We start from the raw sequence: 15,858 nt of genomic DNA, 5'->3' as shown, positions 1-15,858 counted from the left end.
TGACGCATCTCCCAGCGGGTCCCGGGGCGTAATACGTACCGTAAATTCGGGATGCTGCCGGCCGATCAATGCGCTGCGCAGCGGTAATGCAACATGTGCAAAGCGGCGGGTCTTCCCGGCACCTTCCCGGCGCGGCGCCGGCCGAATTGCCCACGCGACACCGGGAGTTGTGGACTCGGTCACAGGGAGTTCCCGTAAATCGGTCGCCGGGGTGGCGAACAAGCCCCGATCCGGGGCCGATCCGGCCACCCGCGGACCCCGGGCACGACCGCCGGACTCGCCGGATCGTCCCGGCATAACGGACATGTCCCCACAGAACATCCCAGCACTGTGCGGTCGTTGCAGAAAATCCGCTCCTACGCAGGTGTGTCGAAAACTGTTCCGGGTAGACGTGTTGGAATCTCGCCGAGAATTTACGCCTCGCAGGTTTGACCACTAAGGTGCGACAGATGTTGCACGCTGGTTATGAGCGGGCACCGCTCCCCCCGGTCCGCCAGGAGTCCCCCTCCGTGACGCCCGACGCGTCCACGGAGCCGCCGGCCAAGGTCAAGAAAAAGCCCGCCGACCAGCGGGACCCTTTTCTCGACAACGCCAAGTACCTCACGATCGTGCTCGTCGCGATCGGACACGTGTGGGACCCGCTGCGCGACGACAGCCGCATGGCCGGCGCGCTCTACTTCGTGCTCTACGCCTTCCACATGCCGGCGTTCGTCATCGTCTCCGGCTACCTCTCGCGCAGCTTCGAGGGTAAGCCGCGGCAGATCAAGCGGCTCGTCACCGGCGTGCTAGTGCCGTATGTGATCTTCCAGACGATCTACACCTTCTTCATGCGGTGGGCGAGCGACAACCCCGACCGGGAGTTCCACTACCAGGAGCCCGGCTTCGCCCTGTGGTTCCTCGTCGCCCTCTTCCTGTGGCGGCTGACGACGCCGCTGTGGAAGAGCATGCGCTGGCCGCTGCCGGTGGCCCTCGCCATCGCCGTCGCCGCGGGCGTCACGCCGAGCATCAACAGCGACCTCAATCTGACCCGGGTCGCCGCCTTCCTCCCGTACTTCGTGCTGGGCCTCCAACTGCGGCCCGAGCACTTCCAGATCGTCACGCGGCGCAGGTTCCGGATGCTGGCGCTGCCGGTCTTCGCCGGTGCGCTGCTGTTCGCCTACTGGGCCGTGCCGCGGATGTCGAAGGGCTGGTTCCTGCACGACAAGGCCTCGCAGGACCTCGGGGCGCCGGCCTGGGTGGGCGGCGTGATGACGCTCGCGACCTTCGGCTGCGGGCTCGTGCTGACGGCGGCGTTCCTGGCGCTGGTGCCGCGCCGCCACATGTGGTTCACGAGCCTCGGCGCCGGGACGCTGTACGCGTATCTGATCCACGTCTACCCGATCAAGATCTCGCGTGAGTTCGAGTGGTACGACATGGACTGGGTCGACCATCCCCTGAGCCGCGTCGCGATCACGTTGCTGGCCGCGGTGATGATGACCGTGCTCTGCACCTCGCCGATCCGCCGCATCTTCCGTTTCGCGATGGAGCCGAAGATGGAGTGGTTCTTCAGGCGGGACGCGGGCGAGCAGGCCCGGGCCCGGGAGAAGGGTTCCGCTTCTGCTCGGGCACAGGGGCAGGGCCAGGGCCGGACCACCGCGGGAGCCGTGCAGCAGGCCGCTCCGCCCGCGCCCGAGCAGACCGGGGCGGGCACCGGGACCGGCAGCGGCACCGGCACCGGCACCGGCACCGGCTACGGGCAGTACGCGGGCTCGGGCTCCCGTTCCGGTTCGTCGTACGGGCCGGGCTCGCGCGGCGGCGGGAAGCACGCCAGGTAGCAGATCGGGCGGGCCGTGATCGACGGCCCGCCACGACGGCGGCCGGCTCATGGCGGCCGGCGGTCCGAGGGGCGTCCACGATCGCGGGCGGACCGCGCCATGGGGACGCGCCCCCGCCCCGTCGACGGGCAGACCCTCACGGGCCCGGCATCCGCGACCACGAGTCGGGCGTCCCCGACCACGAGTCGGGCGTCCCGCACTACGAGTTGGGCGGGCGCCCGCGGGCCCGGATCCTTCCGGGGGCTCCCGAGGACTCAGCCGCGGCAGAGCAGCAGCAGCGCGCGGTCGTCGTTGACGTCCCTCGCCACGGTCTCTATCAAGTGCCAGGCGGCACCGTGGAAGCCGGTCGCGACATGGCGGTCGGCCTCACCGGTGAGCCGGTCGATGCCGTCCGAGAGGTCCCGCTCGGAGGTCTCCACGAGCCCGTCGGTGAAGAGCATCAGCACGTCGCCCTTGAGCAACGTCCCCTTCACCGGGTCGAACTGGGCGCCCTCGTACACCCCGAGCAGCGGGCCCTCGCCCGACTTCTCCTCCCACTTGCCGGTGCCGGCGCCCCGCTGGAGCGCGGGCACGTGGCCCGCCGAGAAGAGCTCGTAGTCGCCGCTGTCCAGGTCCAGGACGAGATGTACGGACGTGGCGAAGCCCTCCTGCCAGTCCTGCCGCAGCAGATAGCCGTTGGCGGCGGGGAGGAAGGCGTGCGGGGGCAGCGAGCCCAGCAGACCGCCGAAGGCGCCCGAGAGCAGCAGCGCGCGCGAACCCGCGTCCATGCCCTTGCCGGACACGTCGGTCAGCACCACTTCGAGGGTGCGCTCGCCGGGGCCGGTGCGCGCGGCGACGACGAAGTCGCCGGAGAACGACTGGCCGCCCGCCGGCCGCAGCGCCATCTCGCGGTGCCAGCCGCGCGGCAGCCTGGGCAGCTTGCTCTGCACGCGGATGCGTTCGCGCAGGTCGAAGAGCATGGTCCCGCCGCGCCGCCACGGCACGCCCACGCGGCTGCGGAACTGGGCCACGAGCAGCCCGAACAGCCCGGCGGTGGCCACGACCAGGATGGTGCCGGGAGTGACGCGGCCCGCTCCGTCCTCGTACGGGCCGAGCAGCGCGGACTCGACGATCAGGGCGACGGCGGCCGACGCGTACAGCGCGAGCAGGCTGGCGGGGCGCAGCAGCAGGCCGCCCGCGATCAGCGGCATCACCAGCGCTTCAGGCGCGGCCCACAGCGGCACCACGACCGTCAGCACGGTCAGGGCGGGCACGGTCAGCAGCAGCGCGCTGAAGGCGAGCCAGTCGGAGACGCCGCCGCGGAAATAGTCGACGGCGGAGCGGCGCAGCCCTGTACGAGCCCGGTGCAACGCTCTTCGCGTCTTGTGCAACCGGGCCCTGGGAGGTGTGAGGCTCGGACGTCGTACCGCCATGCAGAAGGACCTTATCCAGGCTTTGACCAGTGCGTCGATTCCGTTCTCGCGGTGCACGAACGCTGGAACGTGCGTATGCACGTGCAGCGGGCCCGCAGAGCGGCGAAATGCGTTGGCTCTTTATCAAAACCCCTGCTAGAGAAGGCGCATGGCGACAGAGTTGCGGGTGCTGCGGCGCGAGGAATGGGACTCCTGGCACGACGGAATTCTTCGCGCTTTCGGCGCCGTGCGTGACAAAGAACGGGAGCTGGACCGGGAGTTGACGGAGACCGACCGTTCGCTCGGTGCGTGGGACGGGGACCGCGTCGTGGGCTCGGCGGCTCTGCTCTCGTTCCGGATGACGGTGCCGGGCGGGGCGCTCGTACCCTCGGCGGGCCTGTCGATGGTGCATGTCGCCGCCACGCACCGACGTCGCGGAATCCTCCGCTCCATGATGCGGCGGCAGTTGGACGGGATCCGCGAGGCCGGCGTGGAGCCGCTGTCGGTGCTCACCGCCTCCGAGCCGCACATCTACGGCCGGTTCGGCTACGGAATGGCGACGCGGGAACTCCACGCCGACGTCGACACCGGCCGCGTGACTTTCGCCCCGGCCCCGGGATCGGAGCGGATACGGCTGCGCGTGGCCGACGATCCGGCGTCCGTTCTCGACGAGTGCGAGGCGGTCTATGCACGCCGGGTGCCGGAGCGCGCCGGAATGCTGCAACGCGCCCCCGGCTGGGAGCGGCGGCCGCTGCTGGACGTCCCGGAGAAGCGGAACGGCGCCACCCCGCTGGCCTGCGTGCTCGCGGAGGACGAGCACGGCGAGGTGCGCGGCTACGCCCGCTACTCGCTGAGGAACGCCTGGGACGAGAACGACGTGCCGCGGGGCAGCGTGCTGCTGCGCGATCTGGAGGCGCTGGACACCGCGTCCTACGGCGCGCTCTGGGAGTTCCTGTCCGGCATCGACCTGATGCCGGTGCTGCGCGTGCGCGGACGCCCCGTGGACGACGCGTGGCTGCACATGACGGGCGACAGCGTGCGGCTGTGCAGGCCGCGTTGGCGGGACGGGCTGTTCCTGCGGCCCGTGGAGGTGAGGGCGGCGCTGGCCGCTCGTACGTACTCCGCGCCCGTCGACGTGGTGCTGGAGGTGGAGGACGCCTTCTGCCCCTGGAACGAGGGCCGCTGGCGGCTCAGCGGCGACGGTACGGGAGCGACGTGCGAGCGTACCGACGATGCCGCCGAACTGGCTTTGTCCGTACGGGAGTTGGGTGCCGTCTACCTCGGCGGCACGGCCCTGCGGACGCTCGCCTCGGCGGGCCGGGTGCGGGAGTTGCGGAAGGGGGCGCTGGGCGCGGCGTCGCACGCCTTCTCCACGGATGTCGCGCCGTGGCTGCCGCACGGATTCTGAGGCGCACGGCTTCTGGAGGCGCACGGCTTGGGGAGGCGCACGGCTTCCGGCACGCATCCCGGCGCGCATGGGTTCCGTCCTGCGCGGGTTCCGTCCTGCGCGGCTTACGGCGCGGCCGGTTCAGCCGGGCTGGCAGGCGGCGCACCAGAAGAGGTTGCGCGCCGCCAGCCCAGCCGTCCGGACCGGTTCGCCGCAGACGTGGCAGGGCATGCCGGCCCGGCGGTAGACGTAGACCTCGCCGCCGTGGTCGTCGACCCGCGGGGCGCGGCCCATGGCTTCCGGTTCGTGCTGGGGGCGCACGGTGTCGATGCGGTTGTCGCGCACGCCCTCGTGCATCAGCCCGACGAGGTCGTCCCAGATCGCGTCCCACTCCGTACGGCTCAGTCCGCGTCCGGGCCGGTACGGGTCGATGCCGTGCCGGAAGAGCACCTCGGCGCGGTAGACGTTGCCGACGCCCGCGACGACCTTCTGGTCCATCAGCAGCGCCGCGATGGTGGTGCGGCTGCGGGAGACGCGTGCCCACGCGGCCTCCGGGTCGGCGTCGGCGCGCAGCGGATCGGGGCCGAGCCGGTCCTCGACGGCCTGCTTCTCGTCCTCGGTGATCAGCTCGCAGCGGGTCGGTCCGCGCAGGTCGGCGTAGACGCCTCCGCCGTCCTCGCCGTCGCCGACGAGCCTGAGCCGCACCTGGCCCACCGGGGCGGGCGCCGGGCCCGTGCCGAAGGTGAACTTGCCGTACAGGCCCAGGTGTACGTGCACCCAGCCCGTGCCGTCGAAGCCGAGGAAGAGATGCTTGCCGTGCGCCTGGGCCCCGGACAGGACCTGACCGTCGATCAGGGCGGCCCCGTCGGCGAACTTCCCCTGCGGGCTGGCGGCCCGCACCTTGCGGCCGCCGAAGCGCTCCCGGCAGTCGCGGGCGAGCCGGTGGATCGTATGCCCCTCGGGCATGCGGTCAGGACTCCGGGTGGTGCGCGGGCACGGGCGGCAGCTCGCCCGTCTTCTCGTACGCGGAGAGCATGCCGATGCGGCGCGCGTGCCGCCCGTCCTGGGAGAAGGGCGTGCGCAGGAACGCCTCCACGAACTTCAGCGCGTCTTCCGTGGTGTGCATGCGCGCGCCGACGCTGACGACGTTGGCGTCGTTGTGCTCGCGTGCGAGCGTCGCCGTCTCCTCGCTCCAGGCCAGCGCACAGCGCACGCCCTCCACCTTGTTCGCGGCCATCTGCTCGCCGTTGCCGGAGCCGCCGACGACGATGCCGAGGCTCTCGCCGTCACGCGCGGTGCCCTCGGCGGCGCGGAGGCAGAAGGGCGGGTAGTCGTCCGCGGCGTCGTAGACATGGGGCCCGCAGTCGACGGGCTCGTGCCCGGCGGACCTGAGCCATTCGACGAGGCGGTTCTTGAGTTCGTAGCCCGCATGATCGGAGCCGAGGTACACGCGCATGGCGCCGAGTCTATGACGCGCCAAGGGGACGTACGGCACCGGGCGTGACCTCGGACGACGCACCGCCGTACCAGGTCACGCCGCGGGCGGCGCCCCGCCCCGGGCGGCGGGGCACGGTCAGTCCCCGGCCCCTCCGCGGCGTCCGGCGAGCCGCCAGGCGGTGGGCAGGGCGACCATCGCGAGCGCCGCCTTCAGCACGTCGCCGACGAGGAAGGGAACCAGTCCGGCGGCGACCGCCTCGGAGGCCGGCATGCCCGTGGCGACGGCGAGATAGGGCACGCCCACCGCGTAGGTCAGCGCCATGCCGGCGGCCATCGTCCCGGCGGTGCGCAGCGGGCCGCGGTCGCCGCCGCGGCGTGCCAGGGCTCCGACGACGGTGGCGGCCAGCAGCATCCCCAGTACATAGCCGAACGAGGGCATCGTGGCGCCCGACGAGGCATCGGCGAACCACGGCAGACCGGCCGCGCCCGCCAGCGTGTAGAGCGCCATCGCGAGGAAGCCGCGGCGTGCGCCGAGGCTCGTGCCGACGAGGAGCGCGGCGAAGGTCTGCCCGGTGACGGGGACGGGCGATCCCGGTACGGGGACGGAGAGTTGGGCGGCCACGCCGGTGAGCGCGGCGCCGCCGAGGACCAGCGCCGCGTCGCGTACGTGCGCGCGCGGTCCCGTGACGGAGGCGGCGCCCGTGGCGAGCACGTCGGCGAGAACAGTGTCGGGGCGGGGGTCGGCGGCGGGTGTGAGGGCGCTCATCGGGCGGCTCCGGGTCCTGTGTCGGTCGTGGGTACGTCGGTCGTCGGTACGTCAGTAGGTCAGTAGGTCGGTAGGTTGCTTTGTCGGCACCTCCCGGGCGCCGGCGCATCGTTGGCGGCACGTCAGGTGCCGGTGCGTCAGGTGCCGGTGCGCCGGTGCGGGTGCAGCGGTGCCGGTGTCGCCCTGCGAGCGTCCGGTGTGCCGGACCCCTCGCAGCGCGAACTGTCCGACGCTAGCCGAAACCGCCACAGAGCGATGTGAGCAGGCCGACAGTCACGTGCCCAACTCCCGTCGCAGCCAAGGGACATCGGCCCGGCATCGGCCCGCACGCCGGGTGTTCCGCCCCGCGGTCCCGGCATCTCGCGGCCGGCCCGTGGCCCGGCTGCTGAAACGTTCCGGGCCGCTTGATCCTCCACGGGATCCCGCTGCGAGACTGGTTTGTCGTTACAACGACCGAACGCAGTCTTCACAGGAACGGCCTCTCATGACGCGCACCGAGCTGTCCGACGCGCCCCCACCGACCCCAGGAGGTTCCAGATCCGGCCAGGGACAGTCCGCCCTGTCCCACGGCCTCAAGCAGCGCCATCTGTCGATGATCGCCCTCGGCGGCGTGATCGGTGCCGGGCTCTTCGTCGGCTCCGGCGCGGGAATCGCCGCCGCGGGGCCCTCGATCGTCCTCGCCTACGCCGCCTCCGGGCTGCTCGTGATGCTCGTGATGCGCATGCTGGGCGAGATGTCCGCCGCGAACCCGGCCTCCGGATCGTTCTCCGTGCACGCGGAGCGCGCGCTCGGGCCGTGGGCGGGGTTCACCGCGGGGTGGATCTACTGGGCGCTGCTGTGCGTGGCCATCGCGACCGAGGCGACGGCCGCCGCGGACATCGTCACGAAGTGGCTGCCGGGCAGCGAGCCTTGGATGTGGGTCGCCGCGTTCATGGCGCTGTTCTGCCTGACGAACCTCGTGGCGGTGCGCAACTTCGGGGAGACCGAGTTCTGGTTCGCCGCGCTCAAGATCTTCGCGATCACTGCCTTCCTGCTGCTGGGCGCGGCCGCGATCGCGGGCCTGCTCCCGGGCGTCGACGCTCCCGGCACCGCCAACCTCACCGGTGAGGGCGGCTTCCTGCCCGCCGGTACGAACGGCCTGGTCGTCGGGCTGCTCGCCTCCGTCTTCGCATACGGCGGCCTGGAGACGGTGACGATCGCGGCCGCCGAGTCGGAGGACCCGGTCAAGGGCGTCGCGAAGGCCGTGCGCACCGCGATGTGGCGCATCGCCGTCTTCTACGTGGGCTCGATGCTCGTGATCGTCACGCTGATCCCGTGGGACGACAAGTCGGTGCTGTCCGGCCCGTACGCGGCCGTGCTGGACCACATCGGCATCCCCGGCGCCGCGCAGCTCATGAACATCGTGGTGCTCGTCGCCCTGCTGTCGGCCATGAACGCCAACATCTACGGGGCCTCGCGCATGGCCTTCTCCCTCATCGCCCGCGGCCAGGGCCCCCGGTTCCTCGGCAGGGTCAGCGGGAGCGGTGTACCGCGTCCCGCCGTCGTGGCCTCGTCGGTCTTCGGCTTCGTCGCGGTGCTGCTGAACCTCTGGTGGCCGGAGACGGTCTTCCAGTGGCTGCTGAACACCGTGGGCGCCGCGACGCTCGTGGTCTGGGGCTTCATCGCGCTCTCGCAGCTGGTCGGCAGGCGCCGGCTGGAGCGGGAGGCCCCGGAGAAGCTCGTGGTACGGATGTGGGCCTTCCCGGTGCTGACGGTGGTGGCCCTGCTCGGCATCCTCGCGGTGCTCGCACTGATGCTGCGCGAGGCCGACACCCGTACCCAACTCGCCTTCACCGGCTGCCTGACGGTCGTGCTGATCGCGACGGGGCTGGCCCGGCAGAAGGCGGGCGGCCGGGGGTCCGGCGGCGCGGAGGCGGACGCGGACGCGGGCGTCGCGAAGTCCGGTGACGGTGCCGACTGACCCCGGCCACCGGTCCCGGCAAAGGGAACCCAGACAGGGAACACGGAGAAGGAACACAGGACGGAAGACAGAGCCCTGGCGCTGAGATCTGAGTCCTGAGCACTGAGTCCTGCGCACAGCACAAGGGCTCTGACCACGGAGCGGTCCCGCACCCGGCGGGGCCGCTCCGTTCTCTCTGCCGCTGTTGCTGCTAGCGTCCTGTTGCAAGTAATGTGCAATAAGGAGGGACGCCCATGGCCCTGTACTCACTGCCTGAGCTGCCGTACGACTACTCCTCGCTGGAGCCCGTCATCAGCGGCGAGATCATCGAGCTGCACCACGACAAGCACCACGCCGGATATGTGAAGGGTGCCAACGACACGCTGGAGCAGCTGGCGGAGGCGCGTGACAAGGAGTCGTGGGGCTCGATCAACGGCCTGGAGAAGAACCTTGCGTTCCATCTCTCGGGCCACATCCTGCACAGCATCTACTGGCGGAACATGACGGGCGACGGCGGCGGCGAGCCCCTGGAGAAGGACGGCACGGGCGAGCTCGCGGACGCCATCGCCGAGTCCTTCGGCTCGTTCGACAGGTTCAAGGCCCAGCTGTCCAAGGCGGCGGCCACCACGCAGGGCTCCGGCTGGGGCGTCCTCGCATACGAGCCGCTGACCGGGCGGCTCATCGTCGAGCAGGTCTACGACCACCAGGGGAACGTCGGCCAGGCCACCGTGCCGATCCTGGTCTTCGACGCCTGGGAGCACGCCTTCTATCTCCAGTACCGCAACCAGAAGGTGGACTTCGTCGAGGCGATGTGGCGCGTAGTGAACTGGCAGGACGTCGGCAGGCGTTACGCCGCGGCGAAGGAGCACGGGAACAACCTGCTGACGCCGCTGTAGTGCTTCCCCGCCCCTCGGCGTCCGGGCGGCGGCAGACCTCCTGCCCTTGTGATCGTCTTCTCACCTTTCACCGGGCAGGCGGAGGAAAGGGGAGGGCCCCGTACGGACGTGACGTACGGGGCCCTCCTGCCGGTGCGGGCACGCGCCCGCGCGTGCGGGCGTCAGTCGTCGAAGACCGGACCGACGTCCCTGGTCCGCTTGATCTCGAAGAAGCCCGGCGTGGAGGCGACCATCAGCGTGCCGTCCCACAGCTTCGCCGCCGCCTCGCCCTTGGGCGCGGGGGTGACGACGGGCCCGAAGAACGCTATGGGCGACCCGTCGGCGCCGGGCACGGCGATCACGGGGGTGCCGACGTCCTGGCCCACCAGGTCGATGCCCTCCTTGTGCGAGGCCCGCAGCGCCTCGTCGTACTCCGTGGAGTCCGCGGCGTCCACCAGCCCGGCGGGCAGTCCGGCCTCCTCCAGGGCCTCGACGATCAGCTCCCGCGACTGCTCCTGACCGCGGTTGTGCAGCCGGGTGCCGAGAGCCGTGTAGAGGGGGCCGAGGGCTTCCGGGCCGTGCTTCTGCTCCGCGGCGATGCACACGCGCACCGGGCCCCAGGCGGCTTCGAGCAGTTCGCGGTACTTCTCGGGCAGTTCGTCGACCTTGTCCTCGTTGAGCACGGACAGGCTCATCACATGCCACCGGACCTCGACGGGCCGCACCTTCTCCACCTCAAGCATCCAGCGGGAGGTCAGCCAGGCCCAGGGGCACCTGGGGTCGAACCAGAAGTCGGCGACGGTCTTCTCGGGCATGACACGTACTCCTCGTGCTCCGCTGGGCAGGGTGGCTCCGTCGTTCCGGGCGCCTCCGCGGGTGCCGCGGGGCGGCTCCGCACGGTCGGTCCGGCCTCTGCGCCAACGCACGGACGGCGGCCGCAATTCCCGTGTGTCTGCCTGGTGCGGCGCGTGAAATGCTGAGCGGCGTCGCCGAGAACTCGAGACGAGGAGCCCCGCCGTGCCCGGAGAGAACCTGACCCGCCGAGAGGCACAGCGACGGGCCGGCCTGCTGACCGTCGAGAGCTACGAGGTGGCCCTCGATCTCCGTTCCGCGACCGCTCCCCCGCCCGCGAAGGGCCCCCGCACGTTCCGTTCCACGACGACGATCCGCTTCGGCTGCTCCGAGCCCGGTGCCTCGACCTTCGCCGACCTCGTCGCGCCGCGGGTGCATTCGGTGACCCTCAACGGGCGTTCCCTGCCGGTGGATTCCGTCTTCGACGGCTCGCGCATCGCCCTCGACGACCTGGCCGGGCAGAACGAGCTGACGGTCGACGCGGCCTGCGCCTACAGCCGCACGGGCGAGGGCCTGCACCACTTCCTCGACCCCGAGGACGGCGAGGTCTACCTCTACACGCAGTACGAGCCGGCCGACAGCCGCAGGGTCTTCGCCAACTTCGAGCAGCCCGACCTCAAGTCGCGGTTCACCTTCACCGTCACCGCGCCCGCCCGCTGGACGGTGCTGAGCAACGGCGCCCGGCGCGGCGAGCCCCGGCCGCTCGACGAGGGCGCCGCCGCGGTATGGCACTTCGCTCCCACCGAGCCGATCTCGACGTACATCACCGCCGTCGTCGCGGGCCCGTACCACTACGTCACCGACACCTACCGGCGGCCCGCCCCCGACGGCGGCGGGGAGGCGCTGGAGATCCCGCTCGGCGCGCTGTGCCGCAAGGGTCTGGCCAAGCACTTCGACCCGGAGGACGTCTTCACCGTCACGAAGCAGGGCCTGGACTTCTTCCACGAGCACTTCGACTTCCCGTACCCCTTCGGCAAGTACGACCAGGCCTTCGTGCCCGAGTACAACCTCGGGGCGATGGAGAACCCCGGACTGGTCACCTTCCGCGAGGAGTTCGTCTTCCGCGGGAAGGTCACGGAGGCGTCGTACGAGCACAGGGCGAACGTCGTGCTGCACGAGATGGCGCACATGTGGTTCGGCGACCTGGTCACCATGCGCTGGTGGGACGACCTGTGGCTGAAGGAGTCGTTCGCGGACTTCATGGGCGCGCTGGCGCTGGTGGAGGCGACCCGCTTCAAGGACGGCTGGATCACCTTCGCCAACCGCCGCAAGTCCTGGGCCTACCGGGCCGATCAGCTGCCCTCGACGCACCCCGTGACGGCGGACATCCGCGATCTGGAGGACGCCAAGCTCAACTTCGACGGGATCACCTACGCCAAGGGCGCGTCCGTGCTGAAGCAGCTCGTCGCGTACGTGGGACGCGAGACGTTCCTGGAGGGCGCGCGGCGCTACTTCAAGCGGCACGCTTGGGGCAACACCACGCTCGCGGACCTGCTGGCGGTGCTGGAGGAGACCTCGGGCCGCGACATGGAGGAGTGGTCGCGCGCGTGGCTCCAGACGGCGGGGGTCAACTCGCTGAGCCCACGGATCACTTGCGGTGCCGACGGGCGGATCACGGAGCTCGCCGTGGTCCAGGAGACGCCGGAGGAGCATCCCGTTCTGCGGCCGCACCGCGTCGCCGTCGGGCTCTACCGGCACGAGGGCCTGGAGCGCGGCCTCGTCCGCTACGCGCGGGCGGAGACGGACGTCGCGGGCGCCCGTACGGTCGTCGGGGAGCTGACCGGGGTGGAGCGGCCGGATCTGGTGCTGGTCAACGACGACGACCTCACGTACTGCAAGATCCGCTTCGACGAGGGCTCGTTCGCCTTCCTCCGTGCACACCTCGGCGAGCTGGCGCCCTTCGGGCCGGCGGATGCCCGTGGGACGGCCCCGGAGGCGGACGGCGGGCACAACCCCTCGCTGTCCAGGGCGCTTTGCTGGTCCGCGATGTGGAATCTGACGCGTGACAGCCTGATGCCCGCGCGCGACTTCGTCTCGCTCGTGCTCTCCTTCGCGGGCGACGAGACGGACGTCGGCGTGCTCCAGACGCTGCACGCATGGAGCCGTTCCGCGGTCGTCCACTACGCGGCGCCGGAGTGGCGCGACGAGGGCCGCCGGGCCCTGGCCGAGGGCGCGCTGGGCAGGCTGCGCCTCGCGGAGCCGGGCGGCGGGCACCAGTTGGCGTGGGCGCGGTTCTTCGCGGCGGTCGCCTCCGACGAGAAGGACCTCCAGCTGCTGCGGGGGCTGCTCGGCGCGGGGGGCGACGGCGCGGCCCGTATCGACGGGCTGGTCATCGACCAGGAGCTGCGCTGGACGTTCCTGGAGACGCTCGCCGCACGCGGCGCCGCCGACGCGGACCTCCTCGACTCCGAACTCGCCCGCGACGACACGGCGTCCGGCAAGCGGCACCATGTGCGGTGCCTGGCGGCACGCCCGTCGCCGGAGGTCAAGGCACGCGCGTGGGAGGCCGTGATGACCTCAGACCGGCTGTCGAACGCGCTGGTCGAGGCCACCATCGCGGGCTTCGCCCAGCCGGGGCAGCAGAAGCTGACGGCGCCGTACGCGCAGCCGTACTTCGACGCGCTGGAGGAGGTCTGGCGCACCCGCTCCATCGAGATCGCGATGTCGATCGTGCGCGGGCTCTACCCGGACCTCCAGGGGGACCAGTCCACGCTGGACGCGACGGACGAGTGGCTGGCCGGGCACGAGGACGCGGCGCCCGCGCTGCGCCGCCTGGTGCTGGAGGCGCGTGACGACCTGGCACGTGCGCTGCGGGCGCAGCGCTGCGACGCGGCGGCGGCGCCCTCGTCCTGAGCGGAGGCAGTACGTGAACGAGGACGGGGCCTGAGCGAGGACGGGGCGTGAGCGGAGGCGTCCTCGCTGTGGACGTCACGAGCGGGTACGGGGTCTGAGCGAACGTACGGCGGGACTGGGAGGCGGGTGCCGGGCGGCGCCCGCTACGCCACGACCGTGAAGGGCAACGGCGTGCTGTCGTCGTGCCGTTGATACCAGTGCCGGTAGGGCTCGCTCGCCCACGCCACCTCGCGATAGGCGGATTCGAGGTCCGCGAGGAGCGCGGCCGGTTCGACGGCGAGCGCGGCGCCGGGAGCCGCGCCCGTACCCGCGGCTGTACCCGTGGCCGTACCCGCGGCGCCGCCCGCCGGTGTCTCCCGGGTGGCCAGCAGCAGCCGCACCGCGAGCGGATCGCCGAGCAGCGGCCGCACGATCCTGCCGGGACGCGCGGGAGCCGTCGGCTGGCACGGCGCGACGACCTCGCCGGCGGCCACGAGGTCGGCGGCGGCGAGGTTGTCGCCGTGCACGACACGGGGGTTGATGCCCGCCTCGGCGAACACCCTTCGCAGTCCCGTCCATTCGCCGTCCGCGGTGGGATCGACCATCCATCTCTCGTGTGCGAGCTCCGTCAGGCTCAGCACCGACCGGGAGGCGGCGGGATGCGTGGCCGACATGGCGACGAACTGCGGCTCGCGCTCGACGAGTACGTGCACCTCCACGCCGTCCGGTATCTGGAGCGGCGTGCCCTCCACCTCGTGCACGAAGACGGCGTCGAGCTGGTTGTCGGCGACCATGCGCAGCAGGGTGTGGGCGGAGGCGTCCATGTGGAAGGTCGTGTCCGCCTCCGGGAGTCTGGCCCGCAGCCGGCGAAGCCAGCCCGGCACCGCGGGACTTCCCGTACTGCCGATGCGCAGATACTCTCCCCCGGCGCGGCTCGCGGCGGCTCTCGCCTCGCTCACGAGCGCGGACATCTCGGCGACGAGAGGCCGTGCCCGGCACAGCACGAACTTGCCGAGGGGTGTGGGGACGCTGCCGGTGCGCTCCCGCGCGAACAGCTGCCCGCCGACGGCCTGCTCGATGCGGCGGAGCTGCGTCGTCAAGGAGGGCTGGGTCATGCCGAGTTGACGGGCCGCCTTGTGCACACTGCCCGTGTCGGCGATCGCACACAGCGCGCGAAGATGTCTCACTTCGAGCTCCACAGGCCGGAGCATAGCCAAGCGGACGTTTGTCACACCAGATGCCGAGGAGTCTCAGAACACCCTGCGTATCGAGTGATGCGACGGAGCTATCACCAGTTGCCATCATCCCCGGCGGCGAAGTCTCCAACAGACTCTTCGTCAGCAGGAGTTCTTCCGGCAGCACGGGCCGCACCCCACCTTGCAGCGGTCGCTGTGCTACGGACCAGGATGGAGACCCCCCATTATGAGAACCCGCACCACGGCAATCTCTGCGGCACTCGGCCTCGGACTGGCCCTGGGCCTGGGTGCCATGCCCGCCTCGGCCGCCACGCCGGACGACGGCGGCAGCACCGTGAAGAGCAGCGCGACCCGCTCCGGATACATCGGCGAATCGCACAAGGCGACCGAGGCGTTCTTCAACGCCGTGGTGAAGGACGCCTTGAAGAAGCAGGCCGCCAAGCCGGGCATCCAGGCCGTCACCGTCAACTACGACGCGAGCGGAGCCCCCACCTTCGCCAGCCAGATCGCCAACAGCGCGGCTGTGTGGAACTCGGCCGTCTCCAACGTGCAGCTCGCCGAGGGCGGCAGCGCCAGCTTCGACTACCGCGAGGGCGACGACCCGCGTGGTTCGTACGCCTCGACCGACGGCCACGGCGGCGGCTACATCTTCCTGGACTACGCCCAGAACCAGGAGTACGACTCCAACCGCGTCGTCGCCCACGAGACCGGCCACGTGCTCGGCCTGCCGGACCACTACGAGGGTCCGTGCAGCGAGCTGATGTCCGGCGGCGGCCCCGGCCCGTCCTGCACCAACGACAAGCCGGACGCCAACGAGGCGGCCCAGGTGCAGTCGCTGTGGGCCAACGGAGTCGCGAGCGCGGCGTTCGACCAGGCGGCCTTCGCCAAGTAGGCGGACCGGCAACCGAGTCGGGCAGCACCGGCCACGGAGCCGGAGCGGAACAGAGGAACCAGCCAGCACCACACCGGAACAGCGCGACCGATACAACGCACCACTACAACGCACCACGCCTGAAGAACAGCGCAGTCGTACGCACCACGCCTGAAGAACAGCGCAGTCGTACGCACCACGCCTGCAAGACGCACCGCCCGCATCCCCCCACACGGAGGCCCCCGGCACAGGCCGGGGGCCTTCGGGTGCCCTCGGTTCGCGCGGTGCCGTGAACGCCGGTACGAGCAGTGCGCAGTGCCGGCGGGAGCCTTCCGGAGCCGCCGGGCCGGAGTGCCGGGCCTGCCGTCCGCGCGGGGGGCCGCCGGATGTCCGGCACTCCCGGCCCGGAGGCTCCGGGTCCGTCGGCGGCGGCCGGTCACCGGGTAGGACGTCCCGGTGACCGGCCGCCGCAGTGCGCGGGGCGGGCAGCGCCCGCCG

Annotated in this window: 12 protein-coding genes; 6 read left to right on the top strand and 6 right to left on the bottom strand. The window is 71.4% G+C overall.

Annotated features, from left to right (window positions below):
* Window positions 1-509 precede the first annotated feature (509 nt).
* A complete protein-coding gene (locus HCC61_RS01920) occupies window positions 510-1,814 on the top strand; it encodes an acyltransferase family protein (RefSeq protein ID WP_346776979.1) in 1,305 nt (434 codons plus the stop codon).
* Between the two features lie 254 nt (window positions 1,815-2,068).
* Here HCC61_RS01920 and HCC61_RS01915 read toward each other — a convergent pair whose 3' ends face one another.
* Window positions 2,069-3,226 carry a PP2C family protein-serine/threonine phosphatase gene (locus HCC61_RS01915; protein WP_169133436.1) on the bottom strand — a complete coding sequence of 386 codons (1,158 nt, stop codon included), beginning with the start codon at window positions 3,224-3,226 and terminating at the stop codon, window positions 2,069-2,071.
* Window positions 3,227-3,374: 148 nt separating this feature from the next.
* Here HCC61_RS01915 and HCC61_RS01910 point away from each other — a divergent pair, with 148 nt between their 5' ends.
* Window positions 3,375-4,613, top strand: a complete 1,239-nt coding sequence (locus HCC61_RS01910) for a GNAT family N-acetyltransferase (RefSeq protein ID WP_169133435.1) — start codon at window positions 3,375-3,377, stop codon at window positions 4,611-4,613.
* Window positions 4,614-4,733: 120 nt separating this feature from the next.
* Here HCC61_RS01910 and HCC61_RS01905 read toward each other — a convergent pair whose 3' ends face one another.
* From HCC61_RS01905 to HCC61_RS01895, 3 genes are all read right to left on the bottom strand, one after another.
* A complete protein-coding gene (locus HCC61_RS01905) occupies window positions 4,734-5,558 on the bottom strand; it encodes an Fpg/Nei family DNA glycosylase (RefSeq protein ID WP_169133434.1) in 825 nt (274 codons plus the stop codon).
* Between the two features lie 4 nt (window positions 5,559-5,562).
* A complete protein-coding gene (locus HCC61_RS01900; protein ID WP_169133433.1) occupies window positions 5,563-6,048 on the bottom strand; it encodes a ribose-5-phosphate isomerase in 486 nt (161 codons plus the stop codon).
* 117 nt (window positions 6,049-6,165) lie between these two features.
* Entirely contained in the window at window positions 6,166-6,795 is a 630-nt protein-coding gene (locus HCC61_RS01895) for a biotin transporter BioY (protein ID WP_169133432.1), read from the bottom strand.
* 484 nt (window positions 6,796-7,279) lie between these two features.
* Here HCC61_RS01895 and HCC61_RS01890 point away from each other — a divergent pair, with 484 nt between their 5' ends.
* Together HCC61_RS01890 and HCC61_RS01885 are read left to right on the top strand one after the other, a co-directional pair.
* Window positions 7,280-8,755, top strand: coding sequence for an amino acid permease (locus HCC61_RS01890; protein ID WP_169133431.1), 1,476 nt, complete (start codon window positions 7,280-7,282; stop codon window positions 8,753-8,755).
* 233 nt (window positions 8,756-8,988) lie between these two features.
* A complete protein-coding gene (locus HCC61_RS01885) occupies window positions 8,989-9,630 on the top strand; it encodes a superoxide dismutase (RefSeq protein WP_169133430.1) in 642 nt (213 codons plus the stop codon).
* A gap of 161 nt (window positions 9,631-9,791) precedes the next feature.
* On the opposite strand, the gene HCC61_RS01880 is transcribed toward HCC61_RS01885, so the two are convergent.
* Window positions 9,792-10,424, bottom strand: coding sequence for a DsbA family protein (locus tag HCC61_RS01880; protein WP_169133429.1), 633 nt, complete (start codon window positions 10,422-10,424; stop codon window positions 9,792-9,794).
* 202 nt (window positions 10,425-10,626) lie between these two features.
* Here HCC61_RS01880 and pepN point away from each other — a divergent pair, with 202 nt between their 5' ends.
* Entirely contained in the window at window positions 10,627-13,314 is a 2,688-nt protein-coding gene (gene pepN / locus HCC61_RS01875; RefSeq protein WP_169133428.1) for an aminopeptidase N, read from the top strand.
* Between the two features lie 143 nt (window positions 13,315-13,457).
* Here pepN and HCC61_RS01870 read toward each other — a convergent pair whose 3' ends face one another.
* On the bottom strand, window positions 13,458-14,504 hold the full coding sequence (locus HCC61_RS01870) for a LysR family transcriptional regulator (RefSeq protein WP_169133826.1): 1,047 nt from the start codon (window positions 14,502-14,504) through the stop codon (window positions 13,458-13,460).
* Between the two features lie 211 nt (window positions 14,505-14,715).
* On the opposite strand from HCC61_RS01870, the gene snpA reads away from it, so the two are divergent.
* Window positions 14,716-15,381, top strand: a complete 666-nt coding sequence (gene snpA / locus HCC61_RS01865; protein ID WP_169133427.1) for a snapalysin — start codon at window positions 14,716-14,718, stop codon at window positions 15,379-15,381.
* Window positions 15,382-15,858: the final 477 nt, after the last annotated feature.

This window comes from Streptomyces sp. HNM0575 (assembly GCF_012726265.1).
Classification (GTDB): Bacteria; Actinomycetota; Actinomycetes; order Streptomycetales; family Streptomycetaceae; genus Streptomyces.
The sequence above is the reverse complement of the archived record's forward strand: the minus strand, read 5'-3'. Positions and strand labels throughout refer to the sequence as shown.

What these genes read in the sequence shown, in the direction of transcription:
- HCC61_RS01900 (WP_169133433.1), bottom strand. Translation starts at nt 6,048, where the DNA reads ATGCGCGTGTACCTCGGCTCCGATCATGCGGGCTACGAACTCAAGAAC.
- HCC61_RS01890 (WP_169133431.1), top strand. Translation starts at nt 7,280, where the DNA reads ATGACGCGCACCGAGCTGTCCGACGCGCCCCCACCGACCCCAGGAGGT.
- HCC61_RS01880 (WP_169133429.1), bottom strand. Translation starts at nt 10,424, where the DNA reads ATGCCCGAGAAGACCGTCGCCGACTTCTGGTTCGACCCCAGGTGCCCC.
- HCC61_RS01885 (WP_169133430.1), top strand. Translation starts at nt 8,989, where the DNA reads ATGGCCCTGTACTCACTGCCTGAGCTGCCGTACGACTACTCCTCGCTG.
- HCC61_RS01895 (WP_169133432.1), bottom strand. Translation starts at nt 6,795, where the DNA reads ATGAGCGCCCTCACACCCGCCGCCGACCCCCGCCCCGACACTGTTCTC.
- HCC61_RS01910 (WP_169133435.1), top strand. Translation starts at nt 3,375, where the DNA reads ATGGCGACAGAGTTGCGGGTGCTGCGGCGCGAGGAATGGGACTCCTGG.
- HCC61_RS01870 (WP_169133826.1), bottom strand. Translation starts at nt 14,504, where the DNA reads ATGCTCCGGCCTGTGGAGCTCGAAGTGAGACATCTTCGCGCGCTGTGT.
- snpA (WP_169133427.1), top strand. Translation starts at nt 14,716, where the DNA reads ATGAGAACCCGCACCACGGCAATCTCTGCGGCACTCGGCCTCGGACTG.
- HCC61_RS01905 (WP_169133434.1), bottom strand. Translation starts at nt 5,558, where the DNA reads ATGCCCGAGGGGCATACGATCCACCGGCTCGCCCGCGACTGCCGGGAG.
- HCC61_RS01915 (WP_169133436.1), bottom strand. Translation starts at nt 3,226, where the DNA reads ATGGCGGTACGACGTCCGAGCCTCACACCTCCCAGGGCCCGGTTGCAC.